18 protein-coding genes, 1 other RNA gene and 1 pseudogene are annotated in these 19,933 nt (G+C 48.0%); 14 read left to right on the top strand and 6 right to left on the bottom strand.

Annotated features, from left to right (window positions below; all coding sequences use genetic code 11):
* Nucleotides 1-58 precede the first annotated feature (58 nt).
* Nucleotides 59-1,088: pseudogene (locus G6R30_RS05430) on the bottom strand (branched-chain amino acid aminotransferase).
* Between the two features lie 153 nt (nt 1,089-1,241).
* On the opposite strand from G6R30_RS05430, the gene recU reads away from it, so the two are divergent.
* From recU to G6R30_RS05400, 6 genes are all read left to right on the top strand, one after another.
* Nucleotides 1,242-1,946, top strand: coding sequence for a Holliday junction resolvase RecU (gene recU, locus G6R30_RS05425; RefSeq protein ID WP_213822294.1), 705 nt, complete (start codon nt 1,242-1,244; stop codon nt 1,944-1,946).
* A complete protein-coding gene (locus tag G6R30_RS05420) occupies nt 1,943-2,512 on the top strand; it encodes an SLOG family protein (protein WP_213822291.1) in 570 nt (189 codons plus the stop codon). The genes recU and G6R30_RS05420 overlap by 4 nt, the downstream gene beginning before the upstream one ends.
* Before the next feature lie 143 nt (nt 2,513-2,655).
* Entirely contained in the window at nt 2,656-3,027 is a 372-nt protein-coding gene (gpsB, locus tag G6R30_RS05415) for a cell division regulator GpsB (RefSeq protein WP_213822288.1), read from the top strand.
* A 52-nt stretch (nt 3,028-3,079) separates the two neighbouring features.
* Nucleotides 3,080-3,446, top strand: an RNA gene (rnpB, locus tag G6R30_RS05410) — RNase P RNA component class B.
* A 163-nt stretch (nt 3,447-3,609) separates the two neighbouring features.
* Nucleotides 3,610-4,536, top strand: coding sequence for an aldo/keto reductase (locus tag G6R30_RS05405; protein ID WP_213822285.1), 927 nt, complete (start codon nt 3,610-3,612; stop codon nt 4,534-4,536).
* Between the two features lie 297 nt (nt 4,537-4,833).
* On the top strand, nt 4,834-4,929 hold the full coding sequence (locus tag G6R30_RS05400) for a putative holin-like toxin (RefSeq protein ID WP_213822282.1): 96 nt from the start codon (nt 4,834-4,836) through the stop codon (nt 4,927-4,929).
* 444 nt (nt 4,930-5,373) lie between these two features.
* On the opposite strand, the gene fni is transcribed toward G6R30_RS05400, so the two are convergent.
* The 4 genes from fni to mvk form a co-directional block, all read right to left on the bottom strand.
* Nucleotides 5,374-6,414: a type 2 isopentenyl-diphosphate Delta-isomerase gene (gene fni, locus G6R30_RS05395; RefSeq protein WP_213822279.1), complete on the bottom strand. Its 1,041-nt coding sequence runs from the start codon at nt 6,412-6,414 to the stop codon at nt 5,374-5,376.
* A 19-nt stretch (nt 6,415-6,433) separates the two neighbouring features.
* Complete coding sequence (locus tag G6R30_RS05390) at nt 6,434-7,462, bottom strand: mevalonate kinase family protein (protein ID WP_213822276.1); 1,029 nt, start codon at nt 7,460-7,462, stop codon at nt 6,434-6,436.
* Nucleotides 7,455-8,414, bottom strand: coding sequence for a diphosphomevalonate decarboxylase (gene mvaD / locus G6R30_RS05385; RefSeq protein ID WP_213822274.1), 960 nt, complete (start codon nt 8,412-8,414; stop codon nt 7,455-7,457). Before mvaD ends, G6R30_RS05390 begins: the two co-directional genes overlap by 8 nt.
* A gap of 73 nt (nt 8,415-8,487) precedes the next feature.
* Nucleotides 8,488-9,417: a mevalonate kinase gene (gene mvk / locus G6R30_RS05380; RefSeq protein WP_213822272.1), complete on the bottom strand. Its 930-nt coding sequence runs from the start codon at nt 9,415-9,417 to the stop codon at nt 8,488-8,490.
* A gap of 166 nt (nt 9,418-9,583) precedes the next feature.
* Between mvk and G6R30_RS05375 the strand changes: the two genes are divergently transcribed.
* The 4 genes from G6R30_RS05375 (at nt 9,584) to G6R30_RS05360 (ending at nt 14,912) form a co-directional block, all read left to right on the top strand.
* The gene (locus G6R30_RS05375) at nt 9,584-12,007 is read left to right on the top strand and encodes an exonuclease domain-containing protein (RefSeq protein WP_213822269.1); all 2,424 of its coding nucleotides are present in this window, start codon (nt 9,584-9,586) and stop codon (nt 12,005-12,007) included.
* Between the two features lie 176 nt (nt 12,008-12,183).
* Nucleotides 12,184-12,708: a hypothetical protein gene (locus tag G6R30_RS05370; protein ID WP_213822267.1), complete on the top strand. Its 525-nt coding sequence runs from the start codon at nt 12,184-12,186 to the stop codon at nt 12,706-12,708.
* A 126-nt stretch (nt 12,709-12,834) separates the two neighbouring features.
* Complete coding sequence (gene asnS, locus G6R30_RS05365) at nt 12,835-14,145, top strand: asparagine--tRNA ligase (protein ID WP_213822264.1); 1,311 nt, start codon at nt 12,835-12,837, stop codon at nt 14,143-14,145.
* 62 nt (nt 14,146-14,207) lie between these two features.
* Nucleotides 14,208-14,912: a DnaD domain protein gene (locus G6R30_RS05360; RefSeq protein WP_213822262.1), complete on the top strand. Its 705-nt coding sequence runs from the start codon at nt 14,208-14,210 to the stop codon at nt 14,910-14,912.
* A gap of 10 nt (nt 14,913-14,922) precedes the next feature.
* On the opposite strand, the gene G6R30_RS05355 is transcribed toward G6R30_RS05360, so the two are convergent.
* On the bottom strand, nt 14,923-15,222 hold the full coding sequence (locus tag G6R30_RS05355) for a hypothetical protein (protein WP_213822248.1): 300 nt from the start codon (nt 15,220-15,222) through the stop codon (nt 14,923-14,925).
* Between the two features lie 25 nt (nt 15,223-15,247).
* On the opposite strand from G6R30_RS05355, the gene G6R30_RS05350 reads away from it, so the two are divergent.
* The 4 genes from G6R30_RS05350 (at nt 15,248) to G6R30_RS05335 (ending at nt 19,869) form a co-directional block, all read left to right on the top strand.
* Entirely contained in the window at nt 15,248-16,387 is a 1,140-nt protein-coding gene (locus G6R30_RS05350) for a THUMP domain-containing class I SAM-dependent RNA methyltransferase (RefSeq protein WP_213822246.1), read from the top strand.
* 366 nt (nt 16,388-16,753) lie between these two features.
* Nucleotides 16,754-17,005 (top strand): hypothetical protein, encoded by a 252-nt coding sequence (locus G6R30_RS05345; protein ID WP_213822244.1) that lies wholly within the window; start codon nt 16,754-16,756, stop codon nt 17,003-17,005.
* Nucleotides 17,006-17,077: 72 nt separating this feature from the next.
* Nucleotides 17,078-18,124, top strand: a complete 1,047-nt coding sequence (locus G6R30_RS05340; RefSeq protein ID WP_213822242.1) for a hypothetical protein — start codon at nt 17,078-17,080, stop codon at nt 18,122-18,124.
* The gene (locus G6R30_RS05335) at nt 18,067-19,869 is read left to right on the top strand and encodes a hypothetical protein (protein WP_213822240.1); all 1,803 of its coding nucleotides are present in this window, start codon (nt 18,067-18,069) and stop codon (nt 19,867-19,869) included. The genes G6R30_RS05340 and G6R30_RS05335 overlap by 58 nt, the downstream gene beginning before the upstream one ends.
* The last annotated feature ends 64 nt before the right edge of the window (nt 19,870-19,933 follow it).

Here is a 19,933-nt window from a genome sequence, read left to right as displayed (position 1 = left end):
AAAATGAAAAAGTCGCCGGGCATCGTATGATGCGCCGGCGACTTTTTTGTCAGTAAATTTATTTCAGTGGTACATCGACAACCCAACCAGTGGGGCCTTTTTCGTCCCCGTATTGGATGGCAATCAGGCGGTCATAGAGGGCCTGTGTCTTTGGATCAACGTCACTTTCAGAATAGAAAATATGCTTTTTTGCTTGGTGCGTAATGGAACCGACCGGTGAAATAACGGCCGCCGTTCCCATGGCTCCTGCTTCGGCAAATTGGTCGAGTTCGTCAATGCCAATCGGTGTTTCGACTGGGTTCATGCCCATTTCCTTGGCCAGCTCGATTAGTGAGAACTTGGTGATGGAAGGCAGAATGGAAGGGGACTTGGGCGTTTTAAACTGCCCCTCTTTGGTAATGCCAAAGAAATTGGCCGATCCAAGCTCTTCAATGTAATGATGTTCCCGCGGGTCCAAGTAGACGACATCTGAAAAGCCGGCCCGGTGCGCTTCTTCACCCGGTAGCATGGAGGCGGCGTAGTTGCCGCCGACCTTGGCCTGACCGGTACCGCCATGGGCTGCCCGGTCAAATTCGGAGGTGACGAAGGCGGTTGGCTTGAGGCCACCTCGATAGTAGGCACCAACCGGGGTGACGTAAATACGGAAGATAAAGTCCTGACCAGGCTTTACGCCAACAATGGGCGAGGTACCGATCAAGAAGGGACAAATGTAAAGCGAGCCACCGGACTCATAGGGTGGAATGAAGTCCTGGTTCGCCTTGACGACTGCTTTCACCGCTTCGATAAAGTCGGCCTCGGGGTAACTTTGCATAAGCAAGCGCTCCGCGGAATGACGCATTCGCTTGGCGTTTTGGTCGGGGCGGAAGAGATTAACGCCACCGTCCTTTCGACGGTAGGCCTTCAAGCCCTCGAAGACTTCTTGGCCATAGTGCAAAACGACGGCCGCTTTGGAGAGTTGAATGGTCAGTGGTCAATTGACCTGCTGACCACTGACCATTGTGGTATTCGGCTTGGTAGCTGTAGGGGAGGTCTCGATATGAAAAATCGAGTTCTTTAAAATCGAGATCCTTCGGGGTTATCTTGCTCATGTTCGGCCTTCTTTCCTGATTGCTTTGGTCTATTATTAAAATAAAATGAGAAAAAGTCAAGGGCTCAGGCGAAAGATTTTTGTCTTCGCCAGACTTTGCCATGAAAGCAAGCGCCTATGCTAAAATGAAAGAAAGACAAACTGGGAGGATACCATGGTGAATTATCCAAAGGGCGTGCGGAATGCGAGTCCCTCTGTTGCGAATCAATTAAAAGCCGGTAAGCACTCACAGCGTGGTCTAACCTTTGGAAAGCGTGGGATGGGCCTGGAAGACGAAATTAACGCCGCCAATGAGTACTATTTGGCCGACCATCTCGCCGTGATTTACAAAAAGCCAACGCCGGTCACCATTGTCAAAGTCGACTACCCGGCCCGCTCGGCTGCCAAGATCACCGAGGCCTACTTTCAAAAGCCCTCTACAACGGATTACAACGGCGTTTATCAGGGCCGCTACCTGGACTTTGACGCCAAGGAAACGAAGAATAAGACGTCTTTTCCGATGAAAAACGTTCATGAACACCAGGTCCAGCACTTGGCCAACGTCGTCTCCCAGGGTGGTGTCGGCTTCTTGCTGGTGAAGTTTACGACCCTGGACGAAACCTATCTCTATCCGGCTCCCGAATTGGTCGCTGCTTGGCAGCGCTTAGAGGGGCACCGGTCGCTGTCTTACGACGAATTAAGGCAGGACGCCTACCGGATTCAGCCGAGTTTGACGCCATCTTTGGACTACCTGAAGGCGGTTGATGACTACTTGGCCGATTTGGCAGCTGGCATTCGCTCGGATCGCCCGAAGAAAAGAAAGCAAGAAAAGAACATGGCATCGTCAGGCCCTGACCAGTCCTCGGAGAAACCGTCATGAGTCGGATTTGGGTAACGGGCTACCGCGCCTATGAACTCGGGGTGTTTAAGGACAACGATCCAAAAGTCGCCGTCATTAAGTACGCGTTAAAGCAGCGCTTAGTCGAACAAATCGAACAGGGAATGGACTGGCTAATTACTGGCGGACAACCAGGGATTGAGCTCTGGACCGCTGATTTGGCGGTGGAATTAAAGGAAGACTACCCGCAATTACAGCTTGCGGTTTTTATCCCTTTTGAGGATTTTGGTAAGAACTGGAAAGAGGGCAACCAGGCCAAATTGGCCAAGGCGAAGAGCCAGGCGGACTTCTTTGCTGCGATTTATAAGGGCGATTACCAGGGCCCCTTTCAGTTGCAGGGCTATCAAGATTTTATTCTAAATCACAGCGACGGCGCCTTATTGGTCTATGATAAGGAGTTTGAGGGAAAGCCGGCCTATGATGACCGGGCGATGACGACTTTTCAAGAGAAGGCACCGTACCCGGTTTCACGGATTGATATGGAAGATCTGCAGGAATATGCTAACGACTACCAAGAAGCCGTTAATGAGGCCCGCTGGAACGGCTGAAGCGCCATTCTAAACTTTAGCGCTCATTTAATCTTGACAGGGAATAATCGACTTTATCGAATGAATTGGTAAAGCTTGCCGACTCGGCCCTTTACTGGTATGATTAAGTTAATTCGAAGAAAGAATTCAAAGGAGTGACTCTTTTGGCACAAGTAAAGTACACGCAAAAAGATATTTACGATCGCGTCTTCAAGCAAAAGCGGATGGGCGTTGGTTATGATCCCGAAGATGTTGATGATTTCTTGGATGGTATCATCTCAGATTACGGTGTCTTCACAAAGCGCATTAAGGAATTGCAAGACCAGGTTGGTCAATTGCAAAACGCCTTACAAGAAGCGCAAAACCAGTTAGCAGGTGGTCAAGCTGCTGCTTCACAGGCACCGGTCCAACCGGCTGCTCCCGTGGAAGCTGCACCAGCACCTGAAAAGCAGGAAGAAGCACCAACCAACCTTGATTTGATCAAGCGTGTGGCAAACTTGGAACGGGCCGTTTTCGGAACGGATCACCAAGCCTAAGGTCAACATTTTCTAATTGATCCAAAATTGTTGAAAGCTTCGGCTTTTGGCAGGTATTGAGTAATTGCGCATCGGTTATCCGGTGTGAGGAAGGTCCATGCTCGCACACTCTGCGATGAGTGTAGTGTTTGTGCTGGGATAAATGATAAACCCAGGCGTGCTTTGCACGACGGCGGTCGAATGGGCTAAGGCTTTGCTATGTCCGATTAGACCTGAAAGTGCCATAGAAACGTATTTTCAAGTGAAAACTTGAAACTTGAGACGAGGTAAACCCCACAAGCGGGCAACCCAAACTTTGGTAGGGGCGGCTGATCTAGTGAATTGAAACGATGATCGGTATGGCGGCAACGCTTAGATAGATGATTACTGAAGGTTAGTGTTTCCCCAATGCTAACTGGAACAAAACATGGCCTACAGATACCTGTCGGGGAGCTCGCGTAAGCGGGCTTTTTTTATTTGCCATGGATGTTGCTGCTCATTTGTCCTTTTATCGCTTCTAAACAGCCGAATTTGAGAAATCGAGTTTGAAAGTCGACGCCTTTCTGTTCTACAATGGAGTTGAACTAAAGAAGGAGGCAACACATGGCAAACACGATTTTACAAGAAACAACGAAGCTTTCAAACGGCGTCGAAATGCCGGTCTTCGGTCTGGGTGTTTGGAAGTCAAACAACGCACAGGCTGCTGAATCCGTACAAGTGGCGATCAAGAATGGTTATCGCTTGATTGACACGGCCAAGCAATACGGGAACGAAGCAGGCGTTGGTTTCGGTATCCAACAGGCCTTGGTTGACAACCACTTGAACCGTAAGGACCTCTTTGTGACCACAAAGATTTTTAATGGCGATCAAGGATACTTGTCGACTTTGCACAACTTTGACGAACAGTTGAAGCGCTTGCGTCTGACCTATGTTGATCTTCTCTTGATTCACTGGCCAGTTGACGGCAAGTACTTGGATACGTGGACGGCTTTGGAAAAGCTTTACCACGAAGGAAAAGTCCGTGCAATTGGTGTATCAAACTTCGATGAAGCCAACTTGGCTGATTTGGAAAACTTGCACCGCTTGATGCCACAAGTTAACCAAATGGAATTCAATCCGCTTGTGCAAGAAGAACATCTTTTCAATAAGATGAATGGCTTAGGTGTCACAATGGAAGGTTGGTCACCACTTGGCGGTGGGGAAGCTTTGAACGATCCAACCATCAAGGCAATCGCGGAAAAGCATGGTAAGACGACGGCCCAAACCATTCTGCGCTTTGACTATCAAATGGGCGTTATCACCATTCCAAAGTCAGCACACGAAGAGCGTATTATTGCCAATGCGGCGATTGATGACTTTGCCTTGTCGGAAAACGAGATGGCACAAATCAAGGGCATGAACAAGGAACAACACACGATTTGGCACCAAGATTTTGCCTGGCACAAGGGCTCTGAAGAAACCGGTGTTAAGGATACGGTCTCAACTTGGGATGATACGGACGAATACTTGAAGAAGGAAGTTCGCTATTAATCAGTTAAAAAGCGCGACGCAATTTAATTTGCGTCACGCTTTTTTATTGGACTATATTGGATGGTTTTGTTCCTTTTTGGTGAAAATAAAGGGGCGTTTGTGTTCGTTTTGTTTAATAAATAGTATCTGAAAACCGTTGATATGAGTACGTTTTGCTCTGTTTTTCTATGGTATACTTTTGGCATAGCAAACAAGCGTTGATGGTGGCTATCCTTTTTCAAAAAAAGGAGGTGATGTTTATGGTGTAACAACCAAACAAGATCACATTCTAGGAAAGGAGATGCCTGGGTGTCGGTAATGGCTACCCTACAGCTAATGTTAGCCTTCGGGACTTTTATCCTGTTCTTGCTAGGATTAGTTGTTGAGCTTATAAAATTAAGTCAAAAAAAATAACCATCTCTCGCTTTAGCCAGCCATGAGATGATTATTTTTTATTATCAAAGGGATAGCCACCGTTTTACGGGTTTGCTAGGAAACGTTATCGTTCGAGCGATAACGTTTTTTCTACGCCTTCATTATAACACGTCCAGCCGTTTCGACAAGAGTCGTTAATTGAATAATGGGAAAGAATCATTTTTCATGGGCATGGTTGTTGAGTAAAGCTGATGAAAGAACAGGGTAAATGAAGTCAAAAAAAATAACCATCATAGCTTTGACAGGCTGATGGTTATTTATTAACCAAAGATAGCCACCGTTTAACGGGTTTGCTAGGAAACGTTACCGTGCTAGCGATAACGTTTTTTCCGCTTTCATTTTAACATGACCTGGCAGCCCGACGTCATGCGATCATCGAATAATGGGTAGCCGACTTTTAGAAAAGAATGGCCTGCGGTTATTTTAAAATTGCTGGTGACTGTTGAAAAGATCAGCAGAATAAATTCGTTTGGCTTTGACCAGGTCTGCCGGCTTTTGTGCCCCTAAGAGTGTCATGTAAAGGGGGAGTTGCTGCTGCCAGAGGCGAATTTCTTTTTCAAGGCCGTCAGCGCCGTCTTTCATCAACAATTCGAGAAAATGCCCAGCAGATGAAGTCAGTGTGGCGCCCATCATCAGGGAGGTCACGACGTCTTTGACTGAACGAATACCACCCGTTGCAATGATTGGTGTTTTAATACCTGCATTTTCTGCAGCGAGAAGGGATTCGACCGTTGTGAGTCCATAGGAGGATAAGTCCATCGGGTTGTCATTGTGTCGATCGCGGGCCTGTTCGATTTGTGCAAAAGACGTCCCGTTGGCACCCCCAAGATTAATGGCGGCTGGTTTGAGCTCGGCTAACTGACTGAGTAGTGCTGGTCCCATGCCAAAGCCGACTTCTTTAATGATGACGGGAACGGGGGATTCGGCCACAATCTTTTTTAGATTGTCCAGCCAGTAGAAGGAACGATCACCTTCTGCCATCGCGATTTCTTGTCCGACGTTAACGTGTAGTTCGATGGCATTGGCATCGATCATCTCGATGGCGGCCCGAACATTTTCGATTGGATGGTCGGCTCCCAGGTTGGCGATTAAAAAGCCTTCTGGATTCTGTTCACGAACAACGCGAAAGGAATCAGCTTGAGCTGGATCTTTGATTGCCACGGATTGGGAACCAACTGCCATGGCAATGCCCGTTCTTGCCGAAACCTTTGCAAGGTCTTCATTGACCCGTCTTGTTGCTTCGGAGCCTCCTGTCATGGCTTCGATATAAAAAGGCCAATCGAAATGCTGGCCGAACAGTTCGACGGAAGGATCGACCGTTGATACGGCCATATCACGAAGTGGTCCGGGAACCCAACGAACAGCTTCAAAAGAAGGGCCAAGGACGGGCGTTTGTTGATCTCGCCAGAACTTGGTCGCAAGTGACAGGTGTTCGTTTTTTCGGTTGGAGTGGGGCGTTTGCATGCCAAAAATCCTCTACATATTATTGAATCACTGTTAGGTCGGCCGTTCGGGCGGCCGTTTTCATTGGAAAGAGTGAATGGCAATCATCGCCAACCACGAAGCCATTATCGCCAAAGCCGGCGCCTGAAATCTTGCCGGCCAAATCGAGCTGCTTCAAAAGGGTGAGCAAGTCGTGCAACTTCTTCGTCTGATAATCCGCCGGTAAAACGTCAATCAGCGCTTTTTGATTGGCAACTAAGGCTTGTTTGAAGGCATCATAGTCTTTACCCTCGATGGCTTCTTTAACAGCCATCACCGCTTCTTTGGAAGGGGTTAATAGCTTCGTTAAGTCAGTGTTTTTCCCCAGCGCCTTACGCGTTGATGCGGGCTGTCGGCTCGCCACGATCGCAAAGGACCAGTCCTTTGGCCAGTCAAGGGCTTGGATGGCCAGCATAGACCAATCCAACTGGCTAAAGTCTTCAGGGCCAAAGTCTTTGGTGTCCGATAACCACTTAGGTGCCTGGTAGTATATCGTCTGATTGAAAGCGGCCGTTGCCAAATCACCCAACGACCCAGAGCGCTGCACCAGGTAGTGAGCGAAGGCTGCTTCTTTGAAGACAGCCATTCGGTCGACGGCTGGTCGAAAAGCCGCGTGCAAAGCCATGGTGACTGCCACGGTGACGGCAGCTGAAGAACCGAGCCCGAGCTTTCCTTCCTTGGCTTTCATTGAAGAGCTGATGGTGAGCTGAATGGCTGGCAATTCAGTAAAATCCAGGTCCGTATTGCCCTGCATAAAAATAGCTAGGGCGGCACGGACAAAAGTCCAAGAGCCGGTCGCTAGATCGGCCGATTGAATGTTTTTTACTTCGGCCCAGTTTGTTTGGTAGGCGCCTTCGTACTGATCAGACAACAGGCTGAGGGAGGCCTGTTTATCCGGATTGGTTTGGACCTCGATGGTTAGTCCACGATCCACCGGTGCGATGATGGCGGGTTGTCCAGGAAGGGTGACGGCGTATTCGCCAGCTAAAAAAAGCTTGCCTGGAATGTGAAATTGTTTTGCCTTATTCATAAGAAATGCCTGGTCCTGGTGTTGCAATATCAAATTGAATTTTGCGGAAGCGTTCGACTAAGAAGTCCTTGATGGCCGGTGCCTGTTCTTGATTAGTGATGATCTTGACATTGGGGCCGGCGTCCATCGTGGCGTAGGCTAGGTAGCCCTTTTCACGGAGAACTTTGACCTGTTCTAAGACCTTCATGGTGTTTTGATTAAAGTAAGTAAAGCGGCGGTCAGTGGCCGTTAAGTTCAAGTCGTGCATGGCAAGGGCGTTTGCTTCCGCCAGTTGGCCAACACGGTCCAAGTCGCCTTGGCTTAATGCCTGCTTCATCTCGTCCAATTGCTTGGCCGATTCGGCCACCCACTGGTCGTAATCAGGCGACGTTTGTGCCCGACGCATGCCATCGGAAGAAGACACCTTCTTGACGGTGCCAGAAATCTTGCAGACGACCAGGGCAATGGGCAGGTCGGGGACGTTGAATTCATGGGCAAAGGAATCGTGATCATTGCTGCCCTTTTCCCAGATGGCAAAGCCAGAGAAGAACGAACGTGTTGCAGATCCGGAGCCCCGCCGAGCGAGTCGAGAGAGTTCTTCTAAGGAAAGGTCCCAGCCATTGTACTTTGCAACAGCGGCCGTCAAGGCCGCAAAAGAAGAGGCGGAAGAGGCCAAGCCGGCCGAAAGGGGGACTTTGTTTTCCGAGATGACTTTGACAGGTGAAAAATCACCCTTTTCTTCACGTAAGACGTTCAGAAAGTCGTGAACTCGCTGGCTGTCTTGGGGCAAGTCGTTAATCAACAACGTGTCTTCGGCCGCTTCCTCAACGCGTGTTTTCGTGAAGTATTCGTTTAGTGTCAACGAAAGGGAAGAAGTCGTGGGTAAGTTCAAAGCCGAATCGGCTTTTCCCCAGTACTTGATTAAAGCAATATTCGTGTGAGCAATGGCCGTTTGGCCTGTTGATTCAGTCATGACATGTCCTCGTGATGGTAAAAGTTTTTTGTCTGAAGGCGAATTGGGCTGCCAAAGACAAGAAATGAATGGCTTAGAGCGGTTGAATCCAGGTTTCGCGCGCACCGGCTTTGGCTAGCGAACGGGCGATTTGTTCCGCTTCTTGGTCGTTTTTAGCTAAAGCAAACATGGCGCCGCCAATGCCAGATCCGGTTAACTTCGCACCAAGTGCGCCTGCCTCAATGGCAGCGGCAACGAGCTGATCTAACTTGGGGTGTGAAACTTGCAGTGCTTGTAAATCATGGTGAGCCGAAGTGAATAGCTGGCCTAATGTGACCGGGTCGTTTTCAACCAAGGCCTCCTTAACCGCATAGGCAAGGTCACCCAGATGGGTGATGGCTGCCCAACTCTCGTCATAATGTTCTTTTAACTGTTCCTTGACGATGTTGACGGCTCGAACGGTTTGACCACGAACGCCCGTGTCAGCTAGTACCAAAGTGGCGTCCAAACTGGTTTCAAAAGTCGAACAACGCTGATCTTGGAACCAGACGGGTTCAACGGCCGAAACCGTGGCCGCATCAATACCAGAAGGTGAACCGTGGGAAATGTTTTCCGCCAGAGTCGTGTAGTGGTTGAGCGTTTCAGTCGAAAGCGCTGCGCCCTGCCAGTCATAAAAGGCACGGGTGATGGCAGTCGCTAAGGCCGCGGAAGCGCCAAAGCCCCGTTCCTGGGGGATGATGGAATCGATTTCGAGTAAGAAACCGGCTTCTGTCATCTGATTAGCTGCTAGTAGGGCGACAATTAATTGGCGAATGCCTTCGAGGTCAGCACCGAGGTCATTTAATTCGATGGCCTTTCCTGACAGGGTGATGGTCTGACTTTGCTCGAGCGACTGGAAACGAGCGGTGACTTCAAGGTTTAAAAGGGGGATGGCGACGGCTGGCTGTTGATAGACAACGGCGTGATCACCAATTAGAATGGCTTTTGCGTGTGCTTTGCCAGTACCACTTGCATGTTTTATCATATGTAAAGACTCCAATTATTAAACATATTGTACCGCACAGTCCTCAGTAGTGTAAAATGGCAGTAACCGGTGCTTTTTTATTCAGTAGAAAAAAAGAACGTTTCAACGTATTTTTTATTGAAGAAATTTTCAAAAGAGCACTTAGCGACTAGTGAAAGGAGACCTGATGAAAGAGTCAGCCGCCTTTGTCATTGTTGATTTGGAAACGACCTCGCCTTCCGTTGAAAACGGGGGACGAATCATCCAAATTGGGATGACCTTTGTTAAAAATAAAAAAATTGTGGAGCATTTCGATTCTTTCGTGAATCCCGCTCAGCCGATTGATAAAAAGATTCAACAGTTGACCCACATTTCGCCAAAGGATGTTCAGGACGCGCCTTTCTTTGAAGAATTGGCGCCATCGCTGCAAGCGCTTTTACGCGGACAGGTTTTTGTTGCTCATAACGTGAACTTCGACCTGCCGTATCTGAACGCCGAGTTTGCCCGCGTCGGGCTACCCGAACTAGACCTTCAGGCCATCGACACGGTTCAATTGGCTCAGATTCTTTTTCCGACCGCGCCGGGCTACCGATTGTCCGATTTGACTGCCTACTTGGATCTGCCACTTGTGCAAGCCCACCGAGCCAACGCCGATTCGGAGGCAACGGCCCACTTGATGATGGCTATCTGGCAGAAGGCCCAATCGCTTCCTGAGAAAACGAAGCGCACCCTTTTGTCCGTTGATTGGGGCTTGATTCGTCAAAGCCAGGACTTTTTGAAAATGGCCGCCAAATCAAAGGGCAGTTTCGATGAAACGGAACAGGTGGCCCTCGTGCAGGAAACGGTTGCTCGCCGAAAGGAAAAGCACCGAAGCCGCCGGGCCAAGGCCAAGAAGGAGGGCAGCAGCCAGCCTTATCCAATGTCGACCACTAGCAAAGTCGCCCTCTTAGGCAATGACTTGTACATGGATGATGAGCGTAATCAGGTGATGAATCAGGTGCACTGCTTGCTCGATAGTGGCCAGCACGAAATGGCGATTTTGCAAACGGCTCCACAGCTGAAGAAGACGGTGAGCTACTTGTTGCCCCTTTTCTTCACCAAGCAGCGCAAGACCAAGTGGCTGTTGAGCGATGATCTGTCGCTGATTGTTCATCAAAAACGTCTGCTCGCAGCCTTGGCTGAGCGCCTTCCGGAACAAAACCTTCGTTTTGCTTCTCTTTATCAGCCGTCGGGTTATCTGGATGAGCAAAAGTTTCGTTCGGCCATTAAGCGGGCCCGGGATAAGGGTGGAACTTTTTGGCAGGCACAGATTTTGGTTTGGTTGTCTGAGACGCCAACCGCTGCCTTTGCTGAATTACCACGGGGGATTCGCGTCCATCCTGACTTAAAAGAAGTGGCGGCTGATGAGGATTCGGAAAGTTTCCAAAACGCCTTTGAAGAGGCGAAGGCAGCCGATGTTGTCTTGTCGACCTATCAAACCTTCTTCGCCTGGTCGAAAAAGTTGAATTTGGCCCAGGGCCGGAAAGAAAAGCCAGCGGTGATTCTTGAAAAGCCGGTTGGCATTCAATCAGCCATTCAGGATAGTTTGGGCCTGACTTTGCCACTTGGCTTTTACCAGGACCAGGTTGCTCGCTTAGCCGATCAGGCGGCCCAGCTACCGGCCAAGGCACGGGGTGTCTGGCAGGTGAACCTGCATAACTGGTCGGTCGCTTGTCAAAAAATTGATCAGGAACTAAACGAGAAGGGGGCCTTGCGTGCTGCCAAAGCCATCTTGAATCGTTTGATTGCCTTGGTTGAGCTAGCGGAAAAAGCGGACTTTTCAAGTAAGTTATTGGCCTTTGCCCTCAATGAAAAGCGGGCCAAGTTATCTTGGCTGGCCGCCCATCAAGAAACGATTGAGCAAATCAATTGGCAGATTGATGATGAGAAGCACCAACAGGATCTGACTTTTACAGTGAAGGCCAACCTGATTTACCAAAAGTACTTCTTGAAGCAACTAAGCCAATTGCTCGTGATGTCCTCCTTCTATTCCGAAGACCTAAAGGCCTTCTTAACCGATGGACCAAAGGGGATGGTTCGCCCCATTGAAGAGGGAACGACGAACTGGACCGAGCAGGCGAAGTTGAAGACCGTTCTATCGGCTGAACGCAATGAGGATAAGCAAATTCAGGCGCTCTTTGCTGCTGATCGAAAGCACTTGCTCTTCTTAGCGGAAGACTTCTCATCGATGAAGCACTGGTATTACAAGTTGTCGAACCAGTATGGCGACCGTTACGTCGTTTATGGCCAAGACTTGTCGGCTCCCTTGAAAAAGGCTGCTTGGCAAGCCTCGGGTGAAGAACGATCCATTTTAGTTGCCACACCGGCTTTCCTACAAGCACTCTATGATCAGAGCCTGCCACTTCCCGAAGTGGCAGTCCTGCCACGGGCAAATCGCTGGCTCGATCAAGAGAATTTGTTGTTGCTGGTCACGGCCTTGCAAAAGAATCCCGATTCCTTGTTGCTCGCAACCTTGAGTCAAAAGCAGGCGCACCTTGTTGGCGACCGTTTGAACGTTGTCAACAGTGGCCGTCGAGTTGGCCGGGTTGAGAATTTTCGCTTGAAAAAATAAGCATTTGAAAAAGACAGTCATGACTGTCTTTTTTTGTTGGCTTGCTAAAGTAGTCTGAATCTTTTTTCTGTTATGATTCTTTGCAAAGCCGCCCTGATTTCCCTTAATTTTCATACGGGCGGGGCGACTTTTTTGCTATAATATGTAACAGTAGAGCGAATTTTAAAGAGGTTTCCATGGAAATACACGATAATTTACGAGTGAACATGGCTCGGCCGAAGCGGTTTTCCTGGTCTAAGTTTTTCGTGATTGCCCCGGCAATCGTGATAGTGCTGTTTGCTGCCTTTGCTTTTTATGCCTACCTGGCCTTGCGGCCCATGGCAAAAGCGGAGAGCAATGTGCAGGCCGTGGTCCGACAAAAGACCAGCCTGTCCAATTTGCATGACATGACCGTTGATTACCGAGATGGCTCAACCTATGCGGTTTTGGGAAGTGAAAACGGCCAGCAAAAGGTTGCCGTTATTCACGGAAAAGAAAATAAGGTGCATATCTTTGATTATGGGAACGGTTTGACGACTGCTCAAATTAAGCAGCGGCTAAAAAATGACTACCAGTCGAAGAAAATTTACTCAGCCAATCTATCGGAATACCAAAACGTCTTGGTCTGGGAGATTTCTTATCAGGCAAAGGACGGTAGCTTGAACTACCTGACCCTGGATTATAAAACGGGAACGGTCTACCGAGCCGTGAATGGCCTCTAGACTTTGCTTAGATTGAAGCCATCATCTTGAATGATGATGCGTTCGATGATGGCCAATAATGAATGACTAAATCGGCCGTTTGGCCTGGAAAGAACCGAAGGAGGAGGGGGATTCCCCCGTGAGGATATGACAGAAGAACAAATTCCGACAATTCAAATTAAAGACGCGCCACAGTACGTTGGCCAACGAGTAAAGATTGGGGCATGGTTGCGCCAAAAGCGTGGTTCAGGAAAGATGGCCTTCTTGCAATTGCGCGATGGAACGGCTTTTTTCCAGGGCGTTGTCGCAAAGGCAGACGTGCCGGAAACTGTTTTTGAAACGGCCAAGGAACTGAAGCAAGAAACGTCTATGTACGTTTACGGTGTGATTCATGCCGATGATCGCTCATCCTTTGGCTATGAAATGAAGGTCGATCAAATTGACGTGATTGGGGAATCCCATGATTATCCAATCACGCCAAAGGAACACGGGACGGACTTCCTCTTTGACGAACGTCACCTCTACCTGCGCCACATTAAGCCCTTTGCAACCTTGAAGATTCGCAATACCTTGATTGCGGCCACCTATGAATTCTTCAACAAGGAAGGCTTTATCAAGTTGGATGCGCCTTTGCTGACGGGTTCAGCACCGGAAGGAACAACAGAATTGTTCGAAACGGACTACTTTGGTCAAGATGCCTACTTGTCCCAAACGGGTCAGCTTTATGCTGAAGCGGGCGCCATGGCCTTTTCAAAGGTCTTTACCTTTGGCCCAGCCTTCCGTGCTGAAAAGTCCAAGACACGCCGTCACCTGACGGAATTTTGGATGATTGAGCCAGAAATGGCCTTCTATGATCAAGACGCTTCAATGGCCTTGCAAGAACGCTACGTGGCCTTTTTGATTGAAAAGGTCCTCGAACAAAACGACCAAGAATTGGATATGCTCGGCCGTGATAAGGAATTGCTGCGTTCTTACACGCAATTGCCATTCCCACGGATTTCTTACGATGATGCGATTAAGTTGTTGCAAGACAATGGCTTCGATGTCGATTGGGGTGTGGACTTTGGTTCACCGGAAGAAACTTTCTTGGCTAACCACTTCTCAAAGCCTGTCTTTATCGTGAACTTCCCTAAGGCAATTAAGGCCTTTTACATGAAGCGTCACCCAGAACGTGAAGACGTCGTGATTTCAGCCGATTTGTTGGCTCCTGAAGGTTATGGCGAAATCATCGGTGGGTCGGAAAGAGACACGGATTACGACTACTTGAAGCAACGAATTGAAGAAGACGGCTTGGGCTTGGACGAGTATAACTGGTACTTGGACTTGCGTAAGTACGGTTCTGTGCCTCATTCAGGATTTGGACTTGGTTTGGAACGAATGGTTACTTTTGTCACGGGTGAAGAACACATCCGTGAAGCCATTCCATTCCCACGAATGATGCACCGTTTGCGTCCTTAATAGCGAATTAAAAAGCGTCCAAGCAAGACTTGGGCGCTTTTCTACGAAGAAGGGGTCGATGGATGGAAGAGAACGTCAAAACCTTATTGGACGCTGGGCAAACCAGCATCCATAACTATCTGTTGTTGCATTATCGAGACCTTGGCCTTGATAACGACGACATGGTGATTTACCTGCAAATCACACGTTTACAAAGTCAGGGGGATCAGGCCAGTCCCAAACTGTTGGCCGCGACAATGAAGGTAACGGAACAGGCCATTGCCGAGCGATTGAAGCGTTTTGTTCAGCTGGACTTGATGACCGTTCAAAACTTAGGGAATCGGCAGGAGTATTTTGACTTTACCCCGCTCTTTGACAAATTGTTGTCTGGCCAGGCGGTCAAAGTCGAAAATCCGGTTGTATCTGCGGGTGAGCAGAGCCGCCGCCAAGTCGTTCGTATCCTGCAAGGTGAGTTTGGTCGTCCCTTATCGCCAATGGAATTACAAACGGTTAACCAGTGGTTTGATATCGAACACTTCGATCCAAACATGATGGTCCTCGCCATTCGCGAAGCCATCGCAAACAATGCGCGCTCTTTGCGTTACATCGAAAGTATTTTGATTAATTGGCAGAAGGCCAACCTGACCTCACCACAAGCCGTTCAGCTTGAAAAGGAGCGACGCCGTGGCGTGCATTACGATGCTTCCTCGAGTCGTTCTCAACAGGGGAACAAGCAGGCAAGCAAAAAGCAGCCGACAGTGCCCATCTTTAAATTGGATGACCTGTAAGCTGCTGGCTTTATTTGATGACGATGGTCCCGTCTTCGTTTTGGTGAAAGCCGAGAACGGGGATGGCTTGGTTATCAAGGAGACAGTATAGGCTGGCTTTATCGCCTACTTGCGAAAGTCTTGTTTGCGCTTGTTCCAAAGTTAAGGGCCGACCCTTTGGTGAAAGAACGAGGGCAACCTGGCTGTCATCTTGTAGAAAGCGAAGCGCGGTAATCGGTTGGATGTCTGCCCGACTGCTGTCAACTTGCCCAAAAAGTGCTGTTTGGCCATCGATGTAGGTTGTCAGTGAAAAGAAGTCAAATACATTCATAATAGTTTTATTATAAAGGAAAAAGATGGAAAAGAAATATACCTTAATGGTCACGGTCGCCGCCGGCTTAGAGTCGGTCGTTGGGCAAGAATTGAAGGAAATGGGTTACGATGTTCGCGTTGATAACTACCGGGTCTTTTTTGAAGGGACCCAAGCCGACATTTTGAGAGCCAACCTCTGGTTGCGCACAGCCGACCGTGTCAAAATCGTGATTGGCGCCTTTGAAGCCAAGACCTTCGAAGAACTCTTTCAGGGTATTAAAGCACTCCCAGTCGAGGACTACCTGAACTATGATTCTGAGTTCCCAGTGGCGGGCCGTTCGCAAAAGTCCATCCTGCACTCGGTACCCGACGTCCAGTCGATTACGAAAAAGGCCATCGTCGAAAAGCTTCAAGAGGCTTATCACGTTCGAACGCGCTTGCCGGAAAATGGCTTCTTTGCACAACTGGAAGTGATGATTAATAAAGACCAAGTGATGCTGGCTCTTGATACGACGGGGCCTTCTTTGTTCAAGCGTGGTTATCGAGTGGAAAAGGGGGCCGCGCCTTTGAAGGAAAACTTCGCGGCTGCCTTGGTTTTGCTGACGAATTGGCGAAAGGACTTGCCCTTTGTCGATCCAACTTGTGGTTCCGGAACACTCGCCATTGAAGCGGCCTTAATTGGCCGAAACTTGGCGCCAGGGTTAACCCGAACCTTTGCGATTGAAAAGATGGATTGGTTCGACCATGACTTGTCGGATACGATTCGTGACGAAGCAGAGGATCAAGCTGACTACGATAGCGAGCTAGACATTTCTGGCTTCGATATCGATCCCCATATGGTGGTCATTGCTAAGGAAAACGCTAAGCACGCCGGTCTGTCGCAAGAAATTACCTTTGAGACCTTGGATTTGGCGGATTGGCAGCCGAAGACCGAAACTGGTGTTTTGGTGGCCAACCCACCATACGGTGAACGACTGGGTGAACTGGATGCGGCTGAAGCCTTGTATAAAACGATGGGACAGCTTTATCGCCCACTTGTTCATTGGTCGAAGTACATCTTGACTTCGGATATGTCCTTTGAAAAAGTCTACGGACAAAAGGCGACAAAGAAGCGGAAATTGTATAACGGACAACTGCGCGTTGACTATTTCCAGTACTGGGCAAAGCCTTTGAAGAAAAAATAATTAGTCTAAATTGGTATGGTGAAAAAATCACTTCCCAATTGAAATAATGAAAAGATTGCGCAAGCAGTCTTTTTTTATTTGCAAAAAAATAAGGAAATTTTCACGGGAAAGCAGAATTTATTTCAAAAAGTTAAAAATCAAAGTTTTTAAAATACTTGTTTGATATTAAACATTCTATACCAATTAGTTATATTTATTAATAAAAGTAAAAAATAACGCTTTTCTTTTTAAATTTTAATGCTATATACTTAAGACGTAGCTCGAAAGCTCGAAAGAAAAATAAAAGGATAAGGATATGATGACGAAAAAGACTTTGAACGTTTTGACGCCAAATAAAAAACGTGGTTACTCGCATGGACGGTATTGATGTCAGCGGGTATGGTGGATTTATTGCACCCACACGGTGTTGCCGCTGATCAACAGGTATTTACGAAATCAGAACCAAAGGGTGGCGGACAGTTCTCACCAACTTCATCAGAAACAAAGGATTTGTCAAAGGAACAAGGCGAATCGTCGGCTGTTGTTTCTAATGAACCGAATAGTCAAGACAGTCATTTGGAGGAATCCTCCAAAGAATCGGCGTCGACTAATCAATCATTGGTAAGAATGGAAGACTAACGACCGCAACAGCCAGCCAAGGCTGAAGAAGCCGCTACGTTTGATTCAAAAAAGAATTCAACAGAAGATGAAGTGAAAGATGATGCGGTTGGTCAGGCTTTGGCGGAAGCACACCGACAGGATGAAACGGTGTTGCCAGCCTCTGATTTAATTGTGTCTGATCGTAACAAACGGGATCTCGAAGAGGTTGCCCGTTCCATTATGAAGCTGGTTGAAGAAGGGATTAACCAAGTGGTTGGTGAACCATCAACTTCCTCAAACCCAAACAATGACCCACTGCAGCCATTGTATGAAGCAACGAAAACCAGTACTTATGAAGAACTTGTCACGGCTTTGGGCAACTTCTTGCCAAACTTTGCCCATCCAGGCGATGGGCAGTTGGACGCCAATCAACGACACGTCGAGCAGCCTGGGGAAATGACTTTTGGCGTGCCTGATTACGCCTGGTTTGGTTATGGTAGTCAAAAGAATGATTATTCCAATGTTTCTTACATGCGCTTGGTCACCGATAAAAGTTTTGTTCGTGAAGTGGCCGACCAGCTGCTGGCCATCGTTGGTTCCCCATATAAGGGAACCAAGACGAATTATATGCCTGAAAATAAGACACTGGCCTACTCTGGCGGTTTCCCATTTTATGCGGTGATTCAATCATCAAACGGTTCGTTGTTGAGCCCAACTTATTATTTTGGTCAGTTAAACCGCACCTTGCAGGCCGTTACCAATTTATTCACCTTTGGCCTGGTTGATAACGAGTTAAATAATAACTATAACGCCGGTCAATACGGCATCTACCTTCGAATGGAAGTGCCGGATGGAACCGATCCGAATACTTTTGTGAAGACGTTGAATCTAAACAAGACCAAGTTTGGTGCGCAGATGGACTTTAACGTAAACCTGAGTATTGATGAAATTTTGAACCGTATTCCGGGCGTTCGCCAAATCGTCTCATCGTCGCTTGGTTTGCCAATTTCTGGTTACGCTGGGTCGATTGTCGATTACCTTTTGGGGTCCGTGTTGATCAAATTAACGAAGAATACGGGACGAACTTCCAGGTACGTGGTGTGGATAGTCCCTTTTATCCAATCACGCTTTATCCAAAAGATATCAAGACCAATTTGAAAGAGGATCCAAAGGGAATCTATCTCTTGGTTCGTGGGGCGGAATTGAAGGATTTCGATTCACTCTATTTACAAGCAAAAATCTTATTAACCAAGTTCTTTATGAACGCCCTTTCTTGGGGAGGCAACATTGTCGGTGGGGCTTATGGCTACCTGATCTTTGACATTGATCGTTACAGTGGGAACCTGTCGACTGAAGAAATGAAAAAGATCTACGGGGAAAAAGCGGCTGAATCTAAGGTTTTGGCTGGATTTGCCGATGATAGCCCAATGAAGGTCCTGACCCGTGGCCAGTTACCACCGCAACCGGATGGGCAATTGCGCTTTGCCTTAAATTCAATTGATGCCAATGCAATGCTATCAAAGAAAAGTGAGTATTATGATCATGGTGATTTGGGTCGAGACATCGCCATCGATCGGAACAAAATTCACGATAACCAAATGGTCACGGATAGTATTGCAACGTGGCGTGCTTACATTTCACCTTTCGATCAGCAGGGACAGTACAACACGAAGGCCATCGCGTCATCGGCAGCTGAATTTGCTGAGGTCAAAGATGAAAAGCAAGTGTTGCCTGGCCGCGACTTGGATCACCGCGAACTTGTCCTACCAGCCGGTGAGAACTTCTTCTCCGAACGTGATCGTTTCGACCGCGTGATTGATTTCTTTGACGGCTCCGTTCTTCTTGATGGACAGGGTGTTCATCCAACCCAAGCCGTTAAAACTGTGCGACTCGTGAAGTCTGTCGACCCCGAAGGAAAGCGGACGAAAAAAGAAGACTTTGAAATTTATGATCGACCATTTACGGTTTATTACACCGGCGAGATGGTGCTAACAAGCGGTCAACGAATTGCACTTCGTCCAACTCAACTGGTCCTGACACAACGTTCAACAGCACCAAATCTTTCCTTAGTGAACAATCGGATGAATGCTTTCAACCAAGTGGTGCAGCAGGCTGACTTTATTAAGGAAACGGTCGAGAATTTGTTGCCAAAGCTTTCGGACTATCAACTGGTTCAATTCATTCATCAATTAGACGGTTTCGTTGTTAAGGCTAATCAGGCGGTTGAGGCGGCAAAGACCGAAGACGAGCTGGTGATTGTCTCGGATGCTGCCATTCAAGAAATGATTAAGTTACAAGAAGAAGTTGTCACGAATCATGATCTGGATAGCGCAATTCAGCGTTCAGCTTCCCAGCAGGGACAGCATCAAGTTGACGAAGCAGCCTACAACACTCGTTTAGGCATTGTTGATGCAAATGAGTTAGACCAGAAGACGAGCAAGAAGTACCAACAACAGGTGAAAGATGAGAAACAGGCAGCTATTTTGAAGTTAGCGGCCTTTGCGAATCCGTCAGCGGATGATTCAGATGATAGCCGGTCGAAGCGGTCTGCACAATCCTTACAAGAGTATTTGACCGCCGTGCGACAGGAAACACAGGATAGTATTCGTCGAATTCAAAACATTTATATTCCACAGGCCGTCCGAGACGATGCTGTTGCCGAGTTAACAAATGCCGCAACAGCGCGGAAAGGAAACTTTGCGAAGGTGGCCTTTGTTGATGCTACGAGTCTCAAGCGACAAAGTGATGTGGTGGATACCAATGTGGCACTGTACGGTCGCCGGATTCAAAATGCGACAACACGTGAAGAAATTGAGAATGCTCGTATGCTGATAAAATGGACAGATTTTATGCATCGTCCACTGTATAATTATCCCAAGACTAAAAAGGAAATCAGCACATGACTAAAAGGCCACGTTACTCACAGGAATTCAAAGACGCCATTGTTGCCCTCTATCAAGAAGGTCG

The organism is Fructobacillus parabroussonetiae (genome assembly GCF_018437265.1).
In the GTDB taxonomy this organism is placed as follows: Bacteria; Bacillota; Bacilli; order Lactobacillales; family Lactobacillaceae; genus Fructobacillus; species Fructobacillus parabroussonetiae.
This window is presented reverse-complemented; position numbering and strand designations above follow the sequence as displayed.

Coding starts and splice junctions, on each gene's coding strand:
- mvk (WP_213822272.1), bottom strand. CDS start 9,417: ATGATAAAACATGCAAGTGGTACTGGCAAAGCACACGCAAAAGCCATT.
- G6R30_RS05400 (WP_213822282.1), top strand. CDS start 4,834: ATGGCTACCCTACAGCTAATGTTAGCCTTCGGGACTTTTATCCTGTTC.
- fni (WP_213822279.1), bottom strand. CDS start 6,414: ATGCAAACGCCCCACTCCAACCGAAAAAACGAACACCTGTCACTTGCG.
- G6R30_RS05405 (WP_213822285.1), top strand. CDS start 3,610: ATGGCAAACACGATTTTACAAGAAACAACGAAGCTTTCAAACGGCGTC.
- G6R30_RS05360 (WP_213822262.1), top strand. CDS start 14,208: ATGGAAGAGAACGTCAAAACCTTATTGGACGCTGGGCAAACCAGCATC.
- G6R30_RS05390 (WP_213822276.1), bottom strand. CDS start 7,462: ATGAATAAGGCAAAACAATTTCACATTCCAGGCAAGCTTTTTTTAGCT.
- G6R30_RS05345 (WP_213822244.1), top strand. CDS start 16,754: ATGTCAGCGGGTATGGTGGATTTATTGCACCCACACGGTGTTGCCGCT.
- recU (WP_213822294.1), top strand. CDS start 1,242: ATGGTGAATTATCCAAAGGGCGTGCGGAATGCGAGTCCCTCTGTTGCG.
- G6R30_RS05355 (WP_213822248.1), bottom strand. CDS start 15,222: ATGAATGTATTTGACTTCTTTTCACTGACAACCTACATCGATGGCCAA.
- asnS (WP_213822264.1), top strand. CDS start 12,835: ATGACAGAAGAACAAATTCCGACAATTCAAATTAAAGACGCGCCACAG.
- G6R30_RS05350 (WP_213822246.1), top strand. CDS start 15,248: ATGGAAAAGAAATATACCTTAATGGTCACGGTCGCCGCCGGCTTAGAG.
- G6R30_RS05370 (WP_213822267.1), top strand. CDS start 12,184: ATGGAAATACACGATAATTTACGAGTGAACATGGCTCGGCCGAAGCGG.
- G6R30_RS05420 (WP_213822291.1), top strand. CDS start 1,943: ATGAGTCGGATTTGGGTAACGGGCTACCGCGCCTATGAACTCGGGGTG.
- mvaD (WP_213822274.1), bottom strand. CDS start 8,414: ATGACTGAATCAACAGGCCAAACGGCCATTGCTCACACGAATATTGCT.
- G6R30_RS05375 (WP_213822269.1), top strand. CDS start 9,584: ATGAAAGAGTCAGCCGCCTTTGTCATTGTTGATTTGGAAACGACCTCG.